Origin of the sequence: Vescimonas coprocola (assembly GCF_018408575.1) — a bacterium.
In the GTDB taxonomy this organism is placed as follows: Bacteria; Bacillota; Clostridia; order Oscillospirales; family Oscillospiraceae; genus Vescimonas; species Vescimonas coprocola.
On record NZ_AP023418.1, the window covers coordinates 822,546 to 844,203 of the forward strand.

Here is a 21,658-nt window from a genome sequence, read left to right on the forward strand (position 1 = left end):
GGAGGCCCCATGAAACGGATCACATTACAGCCAAGGCTGCGTCTGCTGGCGGAGATGACGCCGCATGGCGGCCGTCTGGCGGATATCGGCACCGACCACGGCTATTTGCCAGTCTGGCTGCTGCAGGAAGGGCGTATCCCCTCCGCCATCGCCGCCGATGTGGGGGCGGAGCCGCTGGAACACGCCCGCCGCACGGCGGAGGAATACGAGACACAGGGGCTGGACTTCCGGCTCTGTGACGGCCTGTCCGGCATCGAGGCGGAGGAGACAGACACCGTGGTCATTGCCGGTATGGGCGGCGAGACCATCCGGGATATCCTCCGTGCCGCTCCATGGGCGGCGGACGGCCACCACACCCTGCTGCTGCAGCCCATGACCAAGGTGGAGCTGCTGCGGGGCTGGCTGCGGGAAAACGGATACCGCTGCACCGAGGAGCGTCTGGTGCAGGACAAGGGGAAATTGTATGTGATCCTGTCCGTCACCGGTGGCCCCTCCGGTGAGGCGTCGGATGCGGAGCGGTACGGCGGCTTCTGTCTGGAGCACGACCCTCTGTATGGCCTGTATCTGGAGCAGCAGCTGCGGCGGCTCTATCTGCGGATGGACGGCCTGCACCGGGGCGGAGACGAGAGCGAGGCGGAGCCGCTGGCGGCTCTGGCGGATATTCTGGAAGAAAAGAAGGAGGCGTGGCAGCGTGGTAACGGTCAATGATGTAACGCAGATGATGTTCCGGTGGGCTCCTCCGGAGCTGGCCATGGACTGGGATAATGTGGGTCTGCTGGTGGGCCGGGGCGACCGGGAGGTCCACCGGGTGCTGGTGGCGCTGGATGTGTCTCCGGACGTAGCGGCAGAGGCAGCAGAGACGGGGACCGACCTGATCGTGTCCCACCACCCGGTGATGAACATCCGCTGGCACGCCCAGCAGATGCAGACGCTCCGGGAGGATACCCGGCTGGGCGGGCTGCTGACGGAGTTGGTGAAGCGGGATATCTCCGCCATGTGTATGCACACCAATCTGGATGCGGCGGAGGGCGGCGTCAACGACTGTCTGGCCTGCACGCTGGGTCTGCAGGATACAAAACCGCTGAATGAGGAAAAAATCGGGCGGATCGGCACACTTTCTTGTGAAAAACCCCTTGAACAGTTCCTATCAGATGTGGTAAAATCATTAAGTTGCAATGGACTGCGATACAGAGACGGCGGCCGGCCCGTTCACAGGGTAGCCGTGGGCGGCGGAGCGTGTGGGGAATACATCCCTCAGGCCATCGCTCAGGGCTGCGACACCTTTGTGACATCCGACCTGCGGTACAATGACTTTCTGGATACGCAGGGGCTGAATCTCATCGATGCAGGACACTTCCCCACGGAGGATGTGGTGTGTCAGGAGATCGTCCGCCGGCTGCGGGAGACGTTCCCGGAGCTGGAGGTCACAAAGTCCGCCGTACATGGCGACGCAGTTAAATTTTACATGAGATAAGGAGAGAACGATACTATGTCCGGACATTCCAAGTGGCACAATATCCAAAAGACCAAGGGTGCGGCTGACGCCAAGCGCTCCGCCACCTTCACCAAGATCGCCAAGGAGATCATCGTGGCCGTCAAGCAGGGCGGCAGCGGCGATCCCGCCAACAACTCCCGTCTGGCTACGGTGGTGGCCAAGGCCAAGGCCGCCAATATGCCCAATGACAACATCAAGCGTACCATCGACAAGGCACTGGGCGCCGGAAACACCGATAACTACGAGTCCGTCACCTATGAGGGCTACGGCCCCTGCGGTGTGGCCGTGATCGTGGAGGCCCTGACCGATAATCGTCAGCGCACCGCCCCGGAGATCCGCCATTACTTCGATAAGTTCGGCAAGGGCATGGGCGCTCAGGGCTGCGTATCCTGGTCCTTCGACCGCAAGGGTGTCATTGTCATCGACAATGAGGATGGCGAGCTGGATGAGGATGCCGTCATGATGGATGCGCTGGATGCCGGCGCCGAGGACTTCTCTCCCGACGGCCCCGTGTTCGAGATCACCACCGATCCCGACAGCTTCAACGATGTGGTGAAGGCGCTGGAGGCCAAGGGCTATACCTTCGCCAGCGCTGAGCTGGAGATGGTGCCGCAGACCTATGTGACCATGACCGGCGAGGATGATGTGAAGAACATGAACAAGCTCATCGATATGCTGGAGGACAACGAGGACGTGCAGAACGTGTGGCACAACTGGCAGCAGGACTAAGAAAGAGTCCTGCAAGAAAACGGCCCTTACATGAAAAAGCAGGCGGCGCTCAACTTCAGTTTGGTGCCGCCTGCTTTTGTGCATTTCACATTTTATGTGTTCCACACCGGAAAAGGCTGAGATCCATTTGTATTCGCAGAAAGGTTACATTTTGGGAGATAACTTCCGTCACGCCTATTGAAAGCTAAATGATTGCTATGCTATACTGCGTATACACACGAACAGAAAAGGAACATAATGGAGAGAATCGAAACGGTTGAATTTACCAATATGTGCATGATCTGTGATGGCAGCCGGGTCGTCGTGATCGACCGGAAAAAGCGGGACTGGCCGGGCGTCACCTTCCCCGGAGGTCATGTAGAGCCGGGAGAATCCTTTACGGATGCCGTGATTCGGGAGGTGCAGGAGGAAACCGGACTGAATATCCGTTCCCCTCAGCTCTGCGGCATCAAGGACTGGTGTGAGAATCAGTGCCGGTTTGTTGTGCTGCTTTATAAGGCAACTTGTTTTGATGGCGAACTGCGCTCCAGCCCCGAAGGTAGGGTCTGGTGGGAGGATATTGCCGATCTGCCCAAGCTTAAGCTGTCTTTGGATATGTGTGATATGCTTCGGGTTTTCACAGAAGAAGCTTTGAGCGAGTTCTTCTACTATCAGGAAGGCAGTGCGTGGAAGTATGACCTGAAGTAGTAAAGCGGTGATAAAGAGCAGGAAACTTCATGCTGTCCTGCTTTGATGCATCTGTTTTACGCTAAAAGGCATCCCCCGGCGTTTACCGGGGGATGCCTTCGTATATCCGGATGCGCTTTACAGAGTCTCCTTGATCTTGGCTGCGATCTGGTCGGCGGTGAGGCCGTACTCCCGCAGCACATCCTTGGCCTTGCCGGACTGGCCGAAGCAGTCGTTGATGCCGATCTTGCGGAATTTACAGTTCACCTTGCCCATGAGGACGTCCGCCACGGCATCGCCCAGACCGCCGATGACGCTGTGTTCCTCCACCGTCACCACGTTGCCGCACTTCTGTGCGTACTTCGTGACGCAGGCGGCGTCGATGGGTTTGATGGTGTGAACGTTGATGACAGAGATATGAATGCCCTCTGCGGCCAGCAGCTCCGCCGCCTCCAGCGTCTCGCTGACCATCAGGCCACAGGCGAACACCGCAGCATCCTTACCCTCCCGGAGGACGTTGGCCTTGCCGATCTCGAAGGGATAGTCCTGCTCGAAAACAGGGGAGGCCAGCCGGGCGGTCCGCAGATAGGCGGGACCCTCCATTTGAGCCAGAGCGAAGGTGGCCTTTCGGGCCTCGTTGCCGTCGGCAGGGACGATGACAGTCATGCCGGGGATCATCCGCATAAGGCCGATATCCTCGATGGACTGGTGGCTGCCGCCGTCCTCGCCCACGGACACGCCGGCGTGGGAGCAGCAGATCTTCACATTGAAACGGGGGTAGGCGATGGAGTTGCGGATCTGCTCATAGGCCCGGCCTGCGCCGAACATGGCAAAGGTGGAGCAGAAGGGAATGAGCCCCATGGTGGACAGACCCGCCGCCACATCCATCATGTTGCACTCGGCAATGCCGCAGTCAAAGAAGCGGTCGGGATAGGCCGCCTTGAAAAATTTGGTCATGGTAGCCCCGGCCAGATCGGCATCCAGCACCACAATCTTATCGTTGGAAGCGCCCAACTCTACCAGCGCCTTGCCGTAGGCTTCACGGGTGGCGATTTTTTCACTCATGCTCTCAGTCCTCCAATTCCTTCAAAGCCTGCTGGCGCTGCTCCTCGTTGGGAGCCTTGCCGTGCCAACCCACCTGATCCTCCATAAAGGAAACGCCCTTACCCTTCACGGTGTGGGCCAGGATGCACTTGGGCTTGCCGGAGGCCGCGGGAGCGTCCAGCGCTGCGGCAATGGCATCCAGATCGTGACCATCGATCTCGTGGAGATCGAAGCCGAAGGCCCGCAGCTTGGCGGGCAGATCGCCCAGAGACATGACCTCGTCGTTGCGCCCGTCGATCTGCAGCCCGTTGTTGTCGATAATGACCGTCAGGTTGTCCAGCTTATAGTGGGCAGCGGACATGAATGCCTCCCAGATCTGCCCCTCCTGACACTCGCCGTCGCCCAGCAGTGTGTAGACCTTCACGTCCTGCCCCTGATGCTTGGCACCCAGTGCCATACCAACAGCGATGGAGCAGCCCTGTCCCAGAGAGCCGGTGGAGGCGTCCACGCCCGGAACCTTTTTACAATCGGGATGCCCCTGCAGGATACTGTGGAGCTGGCGGAAGTTGGTGAACTCGTCCCGGCTGATGAAGCCACGCTCCGCCAGCACTGCATAATAGCAGGGGGCGGAATGGCCCTTGCTGAGAACGAAGCGATCACGGTTGGGGTCCTTGGGATTTTTGGGGTCGATACGCATCTGTCGGAAGAACAGGGTGGTCATCAGCTCTGTGGCGGACAGGGAGCCGCCGGGGTGGCCGCTGCCGGCGTTGGCCGTCATGTTGATGATGTCCCGGCGCACCTGTTTGCAAATGCAGGAAAGTTCTGCCGTATTCATGGGTAACCTCCATCTCATCATATTTCTTTTAGCATATAGCATTTGGACGGTAAAGTCAATGAATCTGCGGGAAAAATCCGGCGGATCACTCGTCTATCTTGCCCTTGGGCTTCACCCGTGACAGGGGATTGGCACGGGCCGCCACCCGTAGGGCCTCGTTGTCGATGTGGGTGTAGATTTCGGTGGTGTTCAGGTGCTCATGGCCCAGCACCTCCTGCACGGCCTTGACATCCACGCCGTTTTGCAGCATCAGGGTCGCTGCCGTGTGGCGCAGCTTGTGGGAGGAGTAGTGGGTGCTGTCCAGCCCCGCCTCCAGCAGATGCCGCTTCACCAGCGCATGGACCATGGAGCGGCTGATGCGTCGGTTCTGCTGGGAGAGAAACAGGGCGTCCTCATCCCTGCCGGTGATGGGGCGCCGCACCGCCAGATACTGCTCCAGAGCCGCCTGACACGCCTCATTGAGGTAGACGATGCGGACCTTGTTGCCCTTGCCCAGCACGTGGAGGGCCTCTCCTTGAATGTCACTGCGGTTCAGGCCGATCAGCTCGGAGATCCGCAGACCGCAGTTGAGAAACAGCGTTAAAATACAGTAATCCCGCTCCCGATTAGGGCCGTCTACGCTGTCTAAAAGGGCCATGCTCTCCTCCAGTGTCAGATAGCGGGGCAGGGTCTTTTTCAGCTTGGGCGAGTCCATATCCTTCACGGGATTCTCCTCCAGCACATGGACCTTGTTGCAGAGATAGCCGTAAAAGGAGCGAATGGTGGCCAGCTTTCTGGCACGGGAGGCGGCGTTGAGTCCCTTTTCAGAGCGCTGGCTATTCTGGTGCAGCACCCGATCCCGACTGAGGTAGGTCATATAGCCGTAGATATCCGTCAGCGTTACCGAGGCGATGAGGTCCCGATCCACATCCCGGATGCTGACCTGATCCATAGGGACATCCCGCAGAGCCGGGTCACGGGTCTGCTTCAGGTAGCGGAAAAAATTCCGCAGATCCAGAAAATACTCGTCCACAGTCCGCTGGGAGTGGGCCTTAATGGTCTCATGGTAGGACAGAAAGTCCAGCAGCAGCTGGGGGGCCTCCTGCCGGTAGTCGATGGGCATGGTCTCACCTCGCAAAATGGCACGGCGTCGCCGCCGCTCTGCAGCTATTATACCATGCTGCGGGGATTTTGCAAGGCGCTGGGGTTTGCATCCTCGGCATGGGTATGGTATAATCCCAGCATAGAGCACCCCGGCGGCGCATAGAGTGTGCCGGAGGGGGTGAGGGCCATGGTACTGTGGCTGCGGCACAGGCGGCTCCTGTGGAGCATTCTGGTAGCGCTGGCGACCCTGCTGCTGACACTTCTGCTGACCGGACGGCAAACCCGGCCCACTGCGGTCGGCGGAGAGATATCCTCACCGGGGACGGTCATCGTGCTGGATGCCGGACACGGCGGGGAGGACGGCGGCGCCGTGTCCCCGGATGGCGTGCCGGAGAGCGGCATCAACCTGCAGATCGTCCGAAAGGCGGAGGGGCTGTTGGTGTTTCTGGGCCGCAGTGTCCGATTGACCCGAACAGGGGAGGAGGCCATCTATTCTCCGGAGGCCCAGACCCTGCGGGAGAAGAAAGTATCGGACCTGAAGAACCGTGTGGCGCTTATCAACGCCCTGCCCCATGCGGTGCTGCTCAGCATCCATCAGAACAGTATGCCCCAGCACCCCGCCGTCCACGGAGCGCAGGTCTTCAGTAATCCACAGGAGCCTGCCGCCGGGCTGGCGCAATCCATCCAGCAGGCGCTGAATCTGACAGTAAACACCGGAAACGAAAAGACCGCCAAGGCCATAGGGGACTCGGTGTACCTCATGAAGCACATCACGTGTCCGGGGGTGCTGGTGGAGTGCGGCTTCCTGTCCAACGCCGACGAGGCGCAGCTGCTCCGACAGCCGGAGCAGCAGAAGCGTCTGGTGGCGGCCATTGTGGCCGGATACTTGAATTTTGGGAATCATTGACAAAAAATAAGGGGATATCCATGAAAGCGAAGACTGTTTTTTTCTGCACGGAGTGCGGCAATGAGACGCCCAAGTGGTCGGGACGCTGTCCCGCCTGTGGTGCATGGAATACCATTGTGGAGCAGACGGATAAGCCGGTAAAAAGCGGAAGAAAGTCTGTTTTTTCCACAACTGTAAAGGCAGAACGCATCACAGAACTGGGTACCTCTGACGAGATCCGCTTCCTGACGGGTATGGGGGAGCTGGACCGGGTTTTGGGGGGCGGCGCCGTCAAGGGATCACTGGTCTTGGTGGGCGGTGCGCCGGGTATTGGCAAATCTACACTGATGCTCCAGATCTGTAAAAAATTGGGAGAGTTCTCCAAGGTGCTGTACGTTTCCGGCGAGGAATCCACCCACCAGCTGAAGCTGCGGGCGCAGCGGCTCCGGGTGGAGAGCGAAAATCTGTATGTTTTGTCGGAGACGTGTTTAGGGAATGTCATGGAATGTGTCCGGGAGGAAAAACCGGATGTGCTCATCGTGGACTCCATCCAGACACTGTATAATGAAGAGATGGATTCTCCCGCCGGCGGCGTGGGGCAGGTGAAGGACTGTACCATGGCCCTGATGCAACTGGCAAAGGGACAGGGCATTACGGTATTTGTCATCGGCCACGTCAACAAGGAGGGCTCTATCGCAGGTCCCAAGGTGTTGGAGCACATGGTGGACTGCGTGCTGTATTTCGAGGGCGATCAGCACATGACCTACCGCATCCTGCGGGCAGCCAAGAACCGTTTCGGCGCCACCAACGAGATCGGCGTCTTTGAAATGATGGACTGGGGCCTGAAGGAGGTGGAGAATCCCTCCGAAATGCTGCTGTCGGGCCGTCCCAAGGATGCACCGGGGACCTGCGTCACCTGCGCTATGGAGGGAGCCCGCCCGGTTTTGGCGGAGGTGCAGGCTCTCATCGCTCCGGCCAGCGCCGCCAATCCCCGGCGCATGAGCAACGGCTTTGACTACAACCGCTTTGCGATGCTGCTGGCGGTGCTGGAGAAGCGGGGGAATCTGAAGGTCTCCCAGTGTGATGCATACCTGAATATCATCGGTGGTCTAACGCTGGAGGAACCGGCGGCAGATCTGTCCGCTGTGGTGGCCATCGCCTCCAGCTATCTGGACAAGCCCGTTCCCAGCCATATGGCCGCCATCGGAGAGGTGGGACTGTCTGGGGAAATACGGTCTATCAATCACATGGAGCAGCGTCTATCTGAGGTGCAGCGACTGGGTTTCACGCAGTGCATCGTCCCGGAGCACCGGGTCAAAGAGATGAAAGAACTGCCGCATCTGGAGCTTCTGCCGGTACAGAACGTGGCGCAGGCTCTCCAGCTGCTGGTACAGGGAAAGCTGATGAAGTGATGCGAGAAAAAGGAAGAGGGCATATGCCCTCTTCCTTTTTTTGTAACGGATGTAAGATAGTAATACTTTACAGTGACTAATAGAAATTCCTGGTTTTCGGCGACCTGCTTTCGGGGGATAAGCACCATCCTTGACACGCTAAGAATTGCCAGATATTCTGTTATGTCTGCTGACAGCGAAGGGTAAGGGCGAATCTCAACAAAATATGTACCCACGTCAAAAGAGAGCGAGTATCCTGTAAATTATCCATTTGAAGGAGATTCTCTTCCTCACGACCTGTTCGGAAACTATATAGAGTGTTCCGGTAAACTGGTGGTAGGCGGCAATTCAATTGAATCAAGCATTCTGATAATTGCGCCGTTTGCTACATCATGGGAGGAGGGGAGATTTTGCTGCTGCCTTTCATAGTCCAGCGGAAGAAACTCCGTCATCGTCCCTCGATATCGCTTGGGCAGGAAGGTATTCTGGCAGCGGGGATTCTCCCGTTCCCTGATGGCCACCGTCTCATAAAACCGCTTCCATAGGGATCGGAAGCAAAGCTCCTCCTCACCGGGCAGGGCCAACTGCAGGCTGTCTACCCGCATCATTCGGGATCGGCCGCTGCTGTATAGCAGTAGGTCCTTGTGTGTACTGTCGTAGATAAAAAAGGATTCGTTGGCATAGCGATTGCAGAAGTGGTTTCGCAGCAGGGGGAGGACTCGATTTTTTGGCTCGATTTCCGCTCCCAGCACGCCACTGTACTCGGAAAAACGGATGAAGCCACGCAGCTTCTCTAACTCGCCGCTCATGTGCCGCAGAGCCTTGGCCACGGGGTAGTAGGCCGCATCCGACTGGTTTCTCAGGAAATCCGGTCCTTCGTCCATCAGCTTGCGGACAAAGGTGTAAAGGTGCAACTCTTTATCCTCCATACAGGTGAGAAAGGCACGGTGCAGCAACTCTGCGGCACGCTTGGAGCGCTTGAAGATGCCCCGGTACACCCGGCGGGCGTGCTCCGGCACCGTCAGGATGCTGCGGACGGAATACAGGGAAAAACACTCCTCATCGCTGTAAAAGGCGATGGGGAATTCTTTGTGTACATAGCTTTCAAACACGCAGCAAAGGAATCCGTCGAAGCTGCCGTCGTATTGAAAGACCACATCCTGCCATGCCATCGTATCACCCCGCCGAGTCAAACAGCGACAGCTGCCGGCACTCTTCCGGCGGCAGCTGCCCTCGCTCCATCGCCTCTAATTGCCGCTGAAGGGTCTGGGCGGTAAATTGCAGGCCCTGCCGCATCCGGCCGCCGCAGGTGATAAAGAACTGCGCCCTCTTCAGCACCACCCCCAGTTTTTTCAGGTCCTCGAACCGCAGCGTACCATGGCGGCGGGCCGAGACGATACGCCGTGCGCTTATCGGACCGATGCCCGGCACCCGTAGCAGCGTCTCGTATTCGGCGTTCATGATCTCCAGCGGAAACTGTTCCAGATGTCCGATGGCCCAGTGGCACTTGGGGTCCACCAGCGGATTGAAGTCCGGGTGCTGCTCGTCCAACAGCTCCTCGGCCCGGAAGCCGTAAAACCGCAGCAGCCAGTCCGCCTGATACAGGCGGTGCTCCCGCAGCAGAGGGGGCTTCGTATCCTTGGAGGGCAGCAGACTGTTCTCGACTACCGGCACATAGGCAGAATAGAACACTCGTTTGAGACGGTACTTCTCGTACAAAGACTGGGTCAGGTGCAGGATATGGCGATCATTGTCCGCCGTGGCGCCCACAATGAGTTGAGTGCTCTGTCCGGCCGGGGCAAACACCGGGGCGTGGCGGGACTTCGCCAGCTCTGCCTTGCTCTCTCTGGCCCGGTCCCGAATCTGTGCCATGGGCCGCAGAATGGCCTGTTTGCTTTTATCCGGAGCCAGAGTTTGTAAGCCCTTCTGAGAGGGCAGCTCGATGTTAACGCTGAGCCGGTCTGCCAGCAGCCCCAGCCGCTGCACCAGCTCCGGCGATGTGCCGGGGATGGCTTTGGCATGGATATACCCGTTGAAGCGATACTCCTCTCGCAGGATCCGCAGGCACTCGATCATCCGTTCGGTGGTATAATCCGGGCTTCGCAGCACGCCGGAGGAGAGGAACAGCCCCTCGATATAGTTGCGGCGGTAAAAGCCGATGGTCAGCTCCGCCAGCTCCCGTGGTGTGAAGGCCGCCCGGCGGGTATCGTTGCTGCGCCGGTTGACGCAGTACTTGCAGTCGAACACGCAGCTGTTGGTCATCAACACCTTCAGCAGGGTGATGCATCGCCCGTCGGCAGAGAAGCTGTGGCAGCAGCCGGCGATAGAGGAGGTGGTGTTGCCGATCATCCCAGGCCGGGCGCTGCGTTTGACACCGCTGGACGTACAAGCCGCATCGTATTTGGCGGCGTCCGTCAGGATGGCCAGCTTATCCAGCAGCTCCATGCCGTTACACCGTGCGGCGGCGCTGCTGGGGACGATCCAGCCGGTCGATGACATGAATGGCGCTGCCGGAGAAGAAAGCCACGCCCACCACCATCATAATAAATCCAAAGGTCGTCATAGTACATACCTCCTGTGAAACTTTTGTTCTATCCTCATTATAAGTCGAACATCCGTTTCTGTCAATATGAAATCGAACAAAATTTCTATATTTCTGCAGAGAGGTTGACCGGCCCCGGATTTTGTATTAAAATAGGGGAAAACAACAAGCAGGGGATAAAAATACATGAATGAATTACAGCAGCGCTTTATCCGGGCAAGGCGGCAGGCCATCGCCCTGAACTATCAGCATCTCAACGACAAGCAGCGGGAGGCGGTGCTCTCCACGGAGGGGCCGCTTCTTCTGCTGGCCGGAGCCGGCAGCGGCAAGACCACGGTGCTTATCAACCGGGTGGCCAACCTTCTGCGCTATGGCCGGGGCAGCGACACGGAGGAGATCCCCATGCCCATCTCCGACGATGAGGTGGAGTTTCTGGAGCAGTATGTCCGGCACCCGGATCCGGAGCAGAAGCCCTTGGCGGATTATCTGTGCGCCGTGGAGCCCGCCCGCCCGTGGGAGGTACTGGCCATCACCTTCACCAACAAGGCTGCCAATGAGCTGAAGGATCGTCTGGAGCGGATGCTGGGGGAGGAGTCCCGTGATGTGTGGGCCGCCACCTTTCACTCCGCCTGCGTGCGGATTCTGCGGAGGGACATCGACAAGCTGGGCTTTGACCGCAGTTTTACCATCTACGATACCGATGACACCAAACGGCTCCTGAAGGACATTCTCAAGGAATTGGAGTTGGATGAAAAGACCTTTCCCGTCCGGGAGATCCAGACCATCATCTCCCGCTCCAAGGATGATATGATCCTGCCGGAGGAGTTTGCCGCTCAGGCAGAAAAATCTCAGGATTGGCGGCGTAAGCGCATCGGTAAAGTATACGCGCTTTACAATCAGAAACTACGGGACGCCAATGCGCTGGACTTCGACGATATCATCCTCCACACGGTGGATCTGCTGCGGACGGACAGGGAGACGCTGGCCTACTACCAGCGTAAGTTCCGCTACGTCCTCATCGACGAGTATCAGGACACGAACCATTTGCAGTATCTGCTGGCCAGTCTGCTGGCAGGGGGACACCGCAACATCTGCGTGGTAGGCGACGACGATCAGAGCATCTACCGCTTCCGGGGGGCCAACATCGAGAACATCCTGAATTTTGAAAAGCAGTATACCGGCGCCCGTACCATCCGTCTGGAGCAGAATTACCGCTCTACACAGAACATTCTGGACGGGGCCAACGCCGTCATCCGCCACAACACCGGCCGCAAGGGCAAGACTCTGTGGACGGAGAACGGAAAAGGGGAAATCATCACCGTCAAGACCTGCTTCAATGAGTCCGACGAGGCCAACTATGTAGTGGGGCAGATCATGATGAACTACCGTCGGGGCGTCAACTGGAAGGAACACGCCGTGCTCTACCGAACCAACGCCCAGTCCAACGCCATGGAGTATGCCTTTAAGCGCAACGGCGTACCCTATAAGATCATCGGCGGCATGAAGTTCTTCGACCGGGCCGAGGTCAAGGATATGCTGGCCTATCTGTGCGTCATCAACAACCCCACCGATGATCTGCGGCTGCGGCGCATCATCAACGTACCCTCCCGCAAGATCGGCACCGCCACGGTGGATAAGGCGCAGGTGATCGCTACGGAGGAGGGGAGGCCCCTCTATGAGATCCTCTGCCACGCATCCGACTATCCAGAACTGAAAGCAAGCGCTGTAAAGCTTCTTACATTTACAGATATGATGGAGGAAATGCGCCGCCATGTGGCCGATCTGGGGCTGGTGGAGTTCTACGAATATGTGTGTGACCGCACCGGCTATGTGCGGATGCTGCAGGAAAAGGACGATATGGAGAGCCGGGGCCGGCTGGAGAACGTACAGGAGTTGGCCTCCAGCATCATGGGCTTTCTGGAGAACGAGCCGGAGAACCCCACTCTGGCGGGCTTTTTGGACGAGGTGGCTCTATATACGGATCTGGACAGTCAGGCGGACTCCGACAACTGCGTCACCCTCATGACCATGCACAGCGCCAAGGGGCTGGAGTTTCCATGCGTGTTCGTGGTGGGCATGGAGGACGGCCTGTTCCCCGGCAACCGGGCCATGGGGGATGAGGAGGAGATGGAGGAGGAGCGGCGACTGTGCTACGTGGCCATGACCCGTGCCAAGGAGAAGCTGACCCTCACCAATACCCGGCAGCGCACCCTGTACGGCCGTACCAGCCCCGCTATGCCCTCCCGCTTTCTCAAGGAGATCCCGGAGGAGAATATGGAGTGGCTGGGGAAGCCCGAACCCCAGCAGGCGGCGTCCCACTGGGAGGGGGAGTGGCAGCGTCCTACCGCTGCGTCTCAGGTACGTACCCGTCGGGAGGAGCCGGTCCGATCTACAACGGCTCCGTCCGCTCCGTCGGTGCGGGCTCGCTCCGCAGCACCCTCTGCGCCCCTGATGCAGCTGCGGGCCGGCGACAGCGTTCGCCACAATGCCTTCGGAGACGGTATGGTGCTCAGCGTCCGGCCCATGGGCGGCGATGCGCTGGTGGAAGTGGCCTTTGACAAGATCGGCACCAAAAAACTGATGCTCAAGGCCGCCGGGACCCATCTGACCAAGCTGTGAGAGGGATAGACTCCCTGCGTTGGCGCAAAAATGCACGGAATGTTCGGAATATTTGCTTAGAACTTCTTGAAATTTCTCCCGGCGTTTGCTATAATAGCCCCAAAGGATAAACCCATCCACAATGGTAAAAAATTCAGCACAGAAAGGAATCGTTACCATGATCTATACTGCGGAAGTACAGCATATGTGTCCGGTGGCCAAGGGCGCTTACCACGGCCCGGCTCCCATCCCTGAGGAGGGGAGGTGGGTGCAGGCCAAGGAAATCTCCGATATCTCCGGCTTTACCCACGGTGTCGGCTGGTGCGCCCCTCAGCAGGGCGCCTGCAAGCTGACCCTGAACATTAAAAATGGCATCATCGAGGAGGCACTGGTGGAGACCATCGGCTGCTCCGGTATGACCCATTCTGCCGCCATGGCCTCCGAGATCCTCATCGGCAAGACCATTCTGGAGGCGCTGAACACAGATCTGGTGTGCGACGCCATCAACACCGCCATGCGTCAGCTGTTCGAGCAGATCGTATATGGCCGGTCTCAGTCTGCCTTCTCTGAGGGCGGCCTATCCGTGGGCGCTTCTCTGGAGGATCTGGGGAAGGGACTGCGCTCTCAGGTGGGTACCATGTTCGCTACTAAGGCCAAGGGACCCCGCTATCTGGAGATGGCCGAGGGCTATGTCACCCGGCTGGCGCTGAACAAGGACGACGAGATCGTGGGCTATGAGTTCATCAGTCTGGGTAAGATGATGGACTTCATCAAGAAGGGCGACGACGCCGCTGCGGCGCTGGAGAAGGCCAAGGGTCACTACGGCCAGTTCGAGAACGCCGCCAAGTACATTGACCCCCGGCAGGAATAAGAGGAGGACAAAAAATGGCACTGTTTGAAAGCTACGAAAGAAGAATCGACAAGATCAATGGCGTCCTCGCTCAGTATGGCATTGGCTCCGTGGAGGAGTGCCGGGAGATCTGCAAGGCCAAGGGCTTCGACCCCTATGAGATCGTCAAGGGCATCCAGCCCATCTGCTTTGAAAACGCCTGCTGGGCGTATACCGTGGGCGCAGCTATCGCCCTGAAGTCCGGCGTCAAGACCGCTGCCGAGGCCGCCAAGATGATCGGTGTGGGCCTGCAGTCCTTCTGCATCGACGGCTCCGTGGCCGAGGACCGGAAGGTGGGTCTGGGTCACGGCAATCTGGGGGCCATGCTCCTCAGCGATGAGAGCAAGTGCTTTGCCTTTCTGGCGGGCCACGAGTCCTTCGCTGCTGCCGAGGGCGCTATCGGTATCGTGAAGAACGCCAACAAGGCCCGTAAGGAGCCCCTGCGGGTGATCCTCAACGGTCTCGGTAAGGACGCTGCCCAGATCATCAGCCGCATCAACGGCTTTACCTATGTTCAGACGCAGTTTGACTACTATACTGGCAAGCTGAGCATCGTCCGGGAGATTCGTTACTCCGAGGGTGAGCGGGCTGACGTCCGCTGCTACGGTGCCGATGATGTCCGGGAGGGCGTGGCCATTATGCACCACGAGGGTGTAGATGTGTCCATCACCGGCAACTCCACCAACCCCACCCGGTTCCAGCATCCTGTGGCCGGTACCTATAAGAAGGAGTGCATCGAACAGGGGAAGAAGTACTTCTCCGTGGCCTCCGGCGGCGGCACCGGCCGTACCCTGCACCCGGACAACATGGGCGCCGGTCCCGCCAGCTACGGCATGACCGATACCATGGGCCGGATGCACTCCGATGCCCAGTTTGCCGGTTCCAGCTCCGTCCCCGCTCATGTGGAAATGATGGGCTTCCTGGGCATGGGCAACAACCCCATGGTCGGCGCTACCGTTTCCGTGGCTGTGGCTGTGGAAGAGGCTCTGAAGAAGTAAGGGTAAACCCCTGCTTTTGAACCTCAAAAGTTCAAACCCCACTTTTCGCAAATAATAAGCAAGGAAGCACGTCCTGCCGAAGAAATTCGGCAAGATGTGCTTCCTGTTTTTGCTGTTTTAGGGGTGTTTTTGATGAAGAAAATGAGGATGTGCTTTCCAAGAGAAAAGACGTTCAGCGACGGGTTCCAAGAATATATTCTGGACTGCAAGGCAAGGAATTTACGGGACGGAACCATCCACCATTATCAGGAATCCGTCAAACAGATTTACAAGAGAATTCCACCCAATACGCCGATATCCTCTTTGAATCAGCAGACCATGCAGAAGTTCTACATTGCTTTGCGTGATGACCCAAATTTGAATGAAGTTTCCATGGGGACGTATGCCAGAGACCTGAAAACCCTGATGCGCTTTTTTATGAAATGTGGGTATGTCCCCCATTTTGAAATTCCCCTTCCAAAAGCAGACAAAGCGCCCATTCAGACCTACACGGACGAAGAACTGCGGAAGCTCCTGAAAAAGCCTGATGTCCGTAAGTGCATCTTCTCCACCTATCGAAGCTGGGTGATTGTGAACTTTCTGCTTTCTACTGGCGTTCGACAGAACAGCTTGGTCAATATTAAAATCAGGGACGTGGATTTTGACAACGGTGTGGTCTACGTCAATACGACGAAGAACAGAAAGCCCTTGATTATTCCTCTGAACGAGGACATTGTGAAGATTTTACAGGAATACTTGCAGTATCGTGGCGGCGTGGCCGACGATTGGCTCTTTTGCTCGGTGTACGGAAAACAGCTCACCAGAAGCAGCTGCTACCATGCTATTTGGGACTATTGCCACGAAAGAGGGCTGGAACAGACAGGTGTTCACCGTTTTCGGCATACGTTCGCCAAAAAATGGGCAACCATGGGCGGCTCCGTGGTGACGCTCCAAAAGATATTAGGACATAGCAGCTTGGCAATTACAGAAAACTATCTGAATATTCTGACCAGCGACTTGAAAGAGGACGTGGACAAGGTAAACATCATCCGAAGTTTGAAGCAGGAGCGAGTTCGGATGAAAGCCTAGCATCTTCTATCATCTTTCATCCTCTATAAGCAAATGGGGAGGTGTTTTCACATCTCTCCATCATTTTTATACATTTCCAAGGATTTTTGCAGAAATTCCTGCATTTTTGCAACGACAGGTTCAGGAGAAAGAATTTTTACCCTTCTTCCAAAAGTGGCAATCCACGCAAAGAAAGTGGGGCTGACTTCGATGGGGGCGGTAATGGTGAAATGCTCGGCATCCACCGCAAACATCTGGATGTCCTTGCCGAATTGGTCAATGACGGCATCGGCAAGTTCATTGCGGAAGCGGATGCGAACATCGCAAGCCGTGCCCCCATACATATCAAACACCTTTGCCTTTTGGCTTGTGATGTCCTTCTCCTTATAAAGCTCTCTACCCTCTCGGGGCATTGCCAAAGGCTGACTGATGCGCTCCATCCTGTCCACTCGGTAATAGCGGAACTTTTTTCCGTCGTAGGCGTAAAGATAGTAGTTGCCGTTGTTCCAAAGAAGGGCGTAGGGACTGACAATCAGCTGTTGACCGTCCTTCACATAGTTTTTAGCGTTTCCTGTGGCGGGGGAATAGTGGAAATAGCGGAAGCCGATTTTTTTGTCTTTGCGGATGGCCTCGTGGATGCGGTCGGCATCCTTGACCACACTATCGTTCATGCTCCGCACTCGGTTGGCAACATGGTTTTCTCTGTTCAGGCTCTCCACGGTGTCCTTGTCCGCAAACCTTTTCAGTTTGGCAGTGATCTCCCTTGCTTTTTCCCTTGTGATGAACTTGGAGGACTGAACACTATCCACCAAAAGGCGAAGTTCGTAAGGCTCAAAGGGCGGGTTGAGAAGTCGGTAGCCTTTCTTGTGAACATCGTATTCCAACTGTAAGCCGCAGACATCCCCTAAGGCGGCGAAGTCCTGATACAAGGTTTTCTTTTCCACTGGCATATCATGTTTTCTCAAGAGGTCTTCCAGTTCCCGCCGCTGTACAATTCTGTTTCTGCCTGCGTTGGCTTCAAGATATTGTTTCAGCAGTAGCAGACGGACGGCGATGTAGTATTTTCCATAGTTCGCCATAGGCAGAACCTTCCTTTGCTGTTTTCTATTAGTATAACATGCCAAAGGGAAAGAGAAAAGCGATTTTCAAAAATATGAAATCCTATGCAGCCAGTTAATTGTTGTTCAAATTCCTATATGATAGAATTTTTATAGGAAGTATTGTACTGAACGCTTTGAAAATGTTCCGATTTGCCTTGATTTTTTTGGGCGGGTATGATATTATAATCTTGCGACACAACTTAATACCAATGCGCAGAAGGGCGACTCCTCATAAGGACATCTTGAAAACACCAGATTAAACCGATTGAGAGAATCTCTTGGTGTCGACCAAACGGGAATAGCCATCAACCATTTCATCGTGGTTGGTGGCTATTCCTGTTTAAAGGTATATTCATGTTGAAATCCGAACCGGAATCTTTGTAAAATTCCCTACCGCTCTTTAACCAGAAACAATGGGTAACCGCATGCCTAACCGGGAGAGCAGTTCGTTGGTAATCGTCCCACAGCATGCAGCCAGTTCCTCTGCCCGAATCACCTGACCGCCATCCCGGCCGATAATAGTCACTGTATCGCCAGGAGCGACCTCCGAAAGATCGCTGACGTCCACCAGCAACTGGTCCATGCACATCCGCCCCACCATAGGACAACGCCGGCCCTGAATCAGCACCTGGCCGCCCCGCTGAGGCAGATCCCGGGGCAGACCGTCCGCGTAGCCGATGGTGACCACCGCCAGTTTGGTTTCTTGCTCTGCCTGAAAGACCCGCCCGTACCCGGCGCTCTCTCCGGCTTGCACAGTGCGGATACTGGCCACTCTGGCCCGGAGAGACAGAACCGGTCGCAGATCAAGGCTTCGCTGAACAGGCGCATCATCGCTTCGAACTCCATAGAGTGCGATTCCAGCCCGGACATAGTCACAGGGCTGAGCTGGGAGGTTCCAAAGTCCATAGCTGGACTGGATATGAACTTTGCCGGGATCATATTCGGCAGTTCGGAGCCAGGCCACCGTATCATAGAACAAGGTCAGCTGCTCCTGGGTGTAGGCAACATCTTCGGCTTCCAGGCTGTCCGAGACGTATAGATGAGAAAAGACACCGTCCACTACCAGGTTCGGAAGCCGGAATGCCTCCAGGATCTCCTTCCGGTTTTCCGCCAGGATGCCCAGCCGGTGCATCCCCGTGTCCAGGGCCAGATGGACATGGACACGCCGCCCTCTGGCTGCCAAGGCCCGCCCGTGGTCAATATCCGCCACCGTCTGGGTCAGATGCCATCGTGTCAAGAGCGGAGTTTCCTCCGGGGAGGTATAAGCTAAGATCAAGATCGTCCCCCGGATGCCCGCCTTTCGCAGAGCAATCCCCTCGGCCAGGCAGGCCACGGCAAAGGCCCGGACGCCCGCTCGCTGTAAGGTGCGGGCGGTCACTGCCCCGCCGTGACCGTAGGCCTCCGCCTTTACCACCGCCATCAGCTCTGTCCCCGGGGCCAATGTGTTCCACAGCACCTGGGCGTTGTGCCCAAGGGCCGCCAGATCCACCTCTCGCCAGGCCCGAGCGGTGGGGCTGGGCTTCTTTTGAAGCCTCAGCAGGCAAGGGGCGGAGAGCAGCGCACTGAGCGCCAGCACCACAATAAAATGGAGAACACTGTTTTCAATGAGCATTTCTCCCAGTCCCAGTAGCTTTGCCGCTCCCCGGACCAGTACGATGCAGAGGGGATGGAGCACATACACGGCTGTGGAAAATTCCCGGACTTTCCTGGACTCGCCCTTGTTTCTGCCCAGCAGCAGAGAAAAAAGGCATACTATGCACAGGGGGAGGGCGAGGTACATGCTGTCGTGGCGCTGGACATCCATGCGATGGAGCCACAGCCCCTCGGCGCTCATGGCTGCCAGAGAGAGGAAGAAGCCCGCCAGAGACAGCTTTTGGTTCCACCGCCTTCCGGCGACCCCAAGCAGAAGGAACAGTGGCGCGAAGAACAGGCCATTGCGGGTATAGCCGCACAGTGTAAAAATGCCGTCGTAAAGGGTCCGAAGCAGCGGGATCTGGGAAACCAGTCCATAGTAACTGTCCCCGCCCAGACCGATGAGATAGAGTAGCGCCGCCACAGGCAGAGCCACCCGGTGGCCCAGCCGGCTGAGCCACCGGGCGATGACGATGCCCAGAATGGTCGCCGGGAAATACCACAGGTGGTAGAAGGTGCCGTCCACCAGCAGTTTCCGCAAAACATCCGCCGGACCGGTGAAGCTGCCGGCATAGAGATTCACTGGCAGATACAAAAGGATGCAGACGCCGTAGAGCAGGCAGAGCTTTTTCAGCTGCCGCCCCACACCAGCCCAGTGATTCCGGCTCAGGAAGTACCCAGTGGTCATCAGAAAGAATGGGACTGCCACCCGGGCCAGTACCCGGGTAAGCCAGAAATCAGCCATGGCAGACACATCCGCCAGGGGCGAGGTGTGGTTCATCACCACCAGCAGGACTGCCGCCAGACGAAAGAGGTCCAAAGTCGGGACGGTTTTCTTAGCCGTTCTCATGGGTATCCCCCCACCATGTCAGGATAAATCCCTCCACATTGTCGCCGGATATCTGGCAGCAGCCCTCCGGCACTTCCACCTCTGTGACGGCTCCGGCGGCGGGCACATAGAACACCTGGGCCATGCGGCCGTTTTCCAGAGCGACGCTCCGGGGACCCTGCCGCAAAAAGTCCCGGTACTCCTCCAGACACAGCCCGTTGGTTTCCATCAGCTGGGCGTGGGGCGCCCCCACATAGCGGAAGTGCCACGGCTCAGCCGAGATCCCGGTGACTTCCTCCTTGCCCCGCTGGTAGCGTTCGATAAAGCCGTACCGGGCCGCCAGACGCCTAAATCTTCCGCAGACGCCGTCATAGGGAAAGGCAGGCCGGATGAAGTCGATGTATCCGGCAGCCTTTCCCAGGTCGATGGCGAGGCCGGTCTGATGCTCACTGCATCCTGGAAGGGCCACATACTGGCGGGTAAATGTCTCCCCATGCTCCGCCATGGAGTCATCCCAGATCCGCTGCTGTTCCTGCTGGCTCCGCCAGCCGGACACCGGCACGATCTCCCGCTGTCCCCCCGCCTTTTGGATACAGGCAGACAGTAGCTGCCGTGCCCGGCTTTCAAGAAGAATGCCGGGGTGGTGCGGGTCCACCGAGGTCAGCGCAGATCGCTCTTTTTCATGCAGGGGATGCGCCCGGTTGACCAGGACCAGCGGCCCCTGAAAAATCTGCTCCCGGGGAATCGACACGGTTCTCATCCCGCCACCCCCAACTCGATCAGGCGGGTCACCAGCTCCCCAAAGGAAATGCCGATGCCCTGCATCATGCTGGGGTAGCGGCTGTGGGCGGTGAAGCCGGGGATGGTGTTGACCTCATTGAAGACGATCTCCCCATCCGGGGTGAGGAACAGATCCACCCGGGCGAATACCCGGCAGTCCAGGGCACGGTAAATGGTTTTTGCCGCTGCCTGGATCTCTGCCGCCTTCTCCGGCGGGATGCGGGCGGGACAGTGGATGGCGGAGGTCTTTAAGGTGTACTTCTCCTCATAGTTGAAAAAGCCCTCCGACAGCGCAATCTCGTCCACCAGACCCACGGTCAGTTCCTCGTTGCCCATGACCGCGCAGCCCACCTCAAAGCCGGGGATCGTCTCCTCCAGGATCACGGCGCTGTCGTGGCGGAAGGCCTCCTCCATGGCGGCGGGCAGCTCTTCCGGCCCGGAGACTTTGGTGATACCGAAGGAGGAGCCGGCCCGGACCGGCTTGACAAACACCGGGTATCCCAGTTCCTCCGCTGCCTGGGCGATCCGGCTGAAATCATCGCTGGAATGAAAGACGTGGCTCCGGGGGACCCGGATGCCGGCCAGGGCCGCCAGCTGGTGGGCCCGGTCCTTGTCCATGCACAAGGCGCTGGACAATGTCCCGCAGCCGATGACCGGGACCCCGGCCAGTTCAAAGAGTCCCTGTACCGTACCGTCCTCGCCGTTCTTGCCGTGGAGGACTGGGAATACCGCGTCAAAGAGGAGACGGCGGCCGGAGCCGTCCAGCAGTAGTAAAGCGTGGGCCTCCCGTTCCACCAGCGGGGTGCAGGGGATACAGTCTGCCGCCTGCTGCCAAGTACCGTCCTCCAGCCGGGAGAGGTCGCCGGTATAGCAGAGCCACTGCCCCTCCCGTGTGATGCCCACAGCCAAAGGAGTATAGCGGGCGGGGTCCATGTGGGACAGCACCGCATAGGCGGAATGGAGAGAAACTTCGTACTCCGTGGAGCATCCGCCGAAGAGAACGAGAATGGTTTTCATGGGATAAGACCTCCTAATCAAAATAAAGCGCCTGGTTCTGATACTGAAATGGTACCAGAACCAGGCGTTTCATACTTGTCTATCTACCAACGGATGC

The 21,658-nt window shown here is 57.6% G+C and carries 19 protein-coding genes; 10 read left to right on the top strand and 9 right to left on the bottom strand.

The window, feature by feature from the left end:
* Positions 1-9 precede the first annotated feature (9 nt).
* The 4 genes from KJS28_RS04050 to KJS28_RS04065 all read left to right on the top strand — a co-directional run bounded on the left by KJS28_RS04050 (position 10) and on the right by KJS28_RS04065 (position 2,911).
* The gene (locus KJS28_RS04050) at positions 10-708 is read left to right on the top strand and encodes a class I SAM-dependent methyltransferase (RefSeq protein WP_213541838.1); all 699 of its coding nucleotides are present in this window, start codon (positions 10-12) and stop codon (positions 706-708) included.
* Positions 692-1,474, top strand: coding sequence for a Nif3-like dinuclear metal center hexameric protein (locus tag KJS28_RS04055; RefSeq protein ID WP_213541839.1), 783 nt, complete (start codon positions 692-694; stop codon positions 1,472-1,474). The genes KJS28_RS04050 and KJS28_RS04055 overlap by 17 nt, the downstream gene beginning before the upstream one ends.
* Before the next feature lie 15 nt (positions 1,475-1,489).
* Entirely contained in the window at positions 1,490-2,224 is a 735-nt protein-coding gene (locus KJS28_RS04060; protein ID WP_021859097.1) for a YebC/PmpR family DNA-binding transcriptional regulator, read from the top strand.
* A 237-nt stretch (positions 2,225-2,461) separates the two neighbouring features.
* Entirely contained in the window at positions 2,462-2,911 is a 450-nt protein-coding gene (locus KJS28_RS04065) for an 8-oxo-dGTP diphosphatase (protein WP_213541840.1), read from the top strand.
* Positions 2,912-3,028: 117 nt separating this feature from the next.
* Here KJS28_RS04065 and KJS28_RS04070 read toward each other — a convergent pair whose 3' ends face one another.
* The 3 genes from KJS28_RS04070 to KJS28_RS04080 form a co-directional block, all read right to left on the bottom strand.
* Positions 3,029-3,955, bottom strand: coding sequence for a transketolase family protein (locus tag KJS28_RS04070; RefSeq protein ID WP_213541841.1), 927 nt, complete (start codon positions 3,953-3,955; stop codon positions 3,029-3,031).
* 4 nt (positions 3,956-3,959) lie between these two features.
* The gene (locus KJS28_RS04075) at positions 3,960-4,769 is read right to left on the bottom strand and encodes a transketolase (protein ID WP_213541842.1); all 810 of its coding nucleotides are present in this window, start codon (positions 4,767-4,769) and stop codon (positions 3,960-3,962) included.
* An 85-nt stretch (positions 4,770-4,854) separates the two neighbouring features.
* Positions 4,855-5,871, bottom strand: a complete 1,017-nt coding sequence (locus KJS28_RS04080) for a tyrosine recombinase XerC (protein ID WP_021859092.1) — start codon at positions 5,869-5,871, stop codon at positions 4,855-4,857.
* A 168-nt stretch (positions 5,872-6,039) separates the two neighbouring features.
* Between KJS28_RS04080 and KJS28_RS04085 the strand changes: the two genes are divergently transcribed.
* Together KJS28_RS04085 and radA are read left to right on the top strand one after the other, a co-directional pair.
* Positions 6,040-6,759: an N-acetylmuramoyl-L-alanine amidase gene (locus tag KJS28_RS04085; RefSeq protein WP_213541843.1), complete on the top strand. Its 720-nt coding sequence runs from the start codon at positions 6,040-6,042 to the stop codon at positions 6,757-6,759.
* A gap of 20 nt (positions 6,760-6,779) precedes the next feature.
* Positions 6,780-8,150 (top strand): DNA repair protein RadA, encoded by a 1,371-nt coding sequence (gene radA / locus KJS28_RS04090; RefSeq protein ID WP_213541844.1) that lies wholly within the window; start codon positions 6,780-6,782, stop codon positions 8,148-8,150.
* A 287-nt stretch (positions 8,151-8,437) separates the two neighbouring features.
* On the opposite strand, the gene KJS28_RS04095 is transcribed toward radA, so the two are convergent.
* Together KJS28_RS04095 and KJS28_RS04100 are read right to left on the bottom strand one after the other, a co-directional pair.
* Positions 8,438-9,301, bottom strand: coding sequence for a TIGR03915 family putative DNA repair protein (locus tag KJS28_RS04095; protein WP_213541845.1), 864 nt, complete (start codon positions 9,299-9,301; stop codon positions 8,438-8,440).
* Positions 9,302-9,305: 4 nt separating this feature from the next.
* A complete protein-coding gene (locus KJS28_RS04100) occupies positions 9,306-10,574 on the bottom strand; it encodes a putative DNA modification/repair radical SAM protein (protein WP_213541846.1) in 1,269 nt (422 codons plus the stop codon).
* Positions 10,575-10,857: 283 nt separating this feature from the next.
* Between KJS28_RS04100 and KJS28_RS04105 the strand changes: the two genes are divergently transcribed.
* The 4 genes from KJS28_RS04105 to KJS28_RS04120 all read left to right on the top strand — a co-directional run bounded on the left by KJS28_RS04105 (position 10,858) and on the right by KJS28_RS04120 (position 16,224).
* Positions 10,858-13,290 (top strand): ATP-dependent helicase, encoded by a 2,433-nt coding sequence (locus tag KJS28_RS04105; protein WP_213541847.1) that lies wholly within the window; start codon positions 10,858-10,860, stop codon positions 13,288-13,290.
* Between the two features lie 157 nt (positions 13,291-13,447).
* Complete coding sequence (locus tag KJS28_RS04110) at positions 13,448-14,140, top strand: iron-sulfur cluster assembly scaffold protein (protein ID WP_213541848.1); 693 nt, start codon at positions 13,448-13,450, stop codon at positions 14,138-14,140.
* Between the two features lie 14 nt (positions 14,141-14,154).
* Complete coding sequence (locus KJS28_RS04115) at positions 14,155-15,156, top strand: GGGtGRT protein (protein ID WP_213541849.1); 1,002 nt, start codon at positions 14,155-14,157, stop codon at positions 15,154-15,156.
* A gap of 132 nt (positions 15,157-15,288) precedes the next feature.
* Positions 15,289-16,224, top strand: coding sequence for a tyrosine-type recombinase/integrase (locus tag KJS28_RS04120; protein ID WP_213541850.1), 936 nt, complete (start codon positions 15,289-15,291; stop codon positions 16,222-16,224).
* 47 nt (positions 16,225-16,271) lie between these two features.
* Here KJS28_RS04120 and KJS28_RS04125 read toward each other — a convergent pair whose 3' ends face one another.
* The 4 genes from KJS28_RS04125 to vanG all read right to left on the bottom strand — a co-directional run bounded on the left by KJS28_RS04125 (position 16,272) and on the right by vanG (position 21,561).
* The gene (locus tag KJS28_RS04125) at positions 16,272-17,282 is read right to left on the bottom strand and encodes a helix-turn-helix transcriptional regulator (RefSeq protein WP_213541851.1); all 1,011 of its coding nucleotides are present in this window, start codon (positions 17,280-17,282) and stop codon (positions 16,272-16,274) included.
* Between the two features lie 421 nt (positions 17,283-17,703).
* A complete protein-coding gene (vanT, locus tag KJS28_RS04130; protein WP_213541852.1) occupies positions 17,704-19,785 on the bottom strand; it encodes a serine racemase VanT catalytic subunit in 2,082 nt (693 codons plus the stop codon).
* Positions 19,772-20,524 (bottom strand): M15 family metallopeptidase, encoded by a 753-nt coding sequence (locus tag KJS28_RS04135; protein WP_407701752.1) that lies wholly within the window; start codon positions 20,522-20,524, stop codon positions 19,772-19,774. The genes vanT and KJS28_RS04135 overlap by 14 nt, the downstream gene beginning before the upstream one ends.
* On the bottom strand, positions 20,521-21,561 hold the full coding sequence (vanG, locus tag KJS28_RS04140; protein ID WP_021858468.1) for a D-alanine--D-serine ligase VanG: 1,041 nt from the start codon (positions 21,559-21,561) through the stop codon (positions 20,521-20,523). The genes KJS28_RS04135 and vanG overlap by 4 nt, the downstream gene beginning before the upstream one ends.
* Positions 21,562-21,658 lie beyond the last annotated feature (97 nt).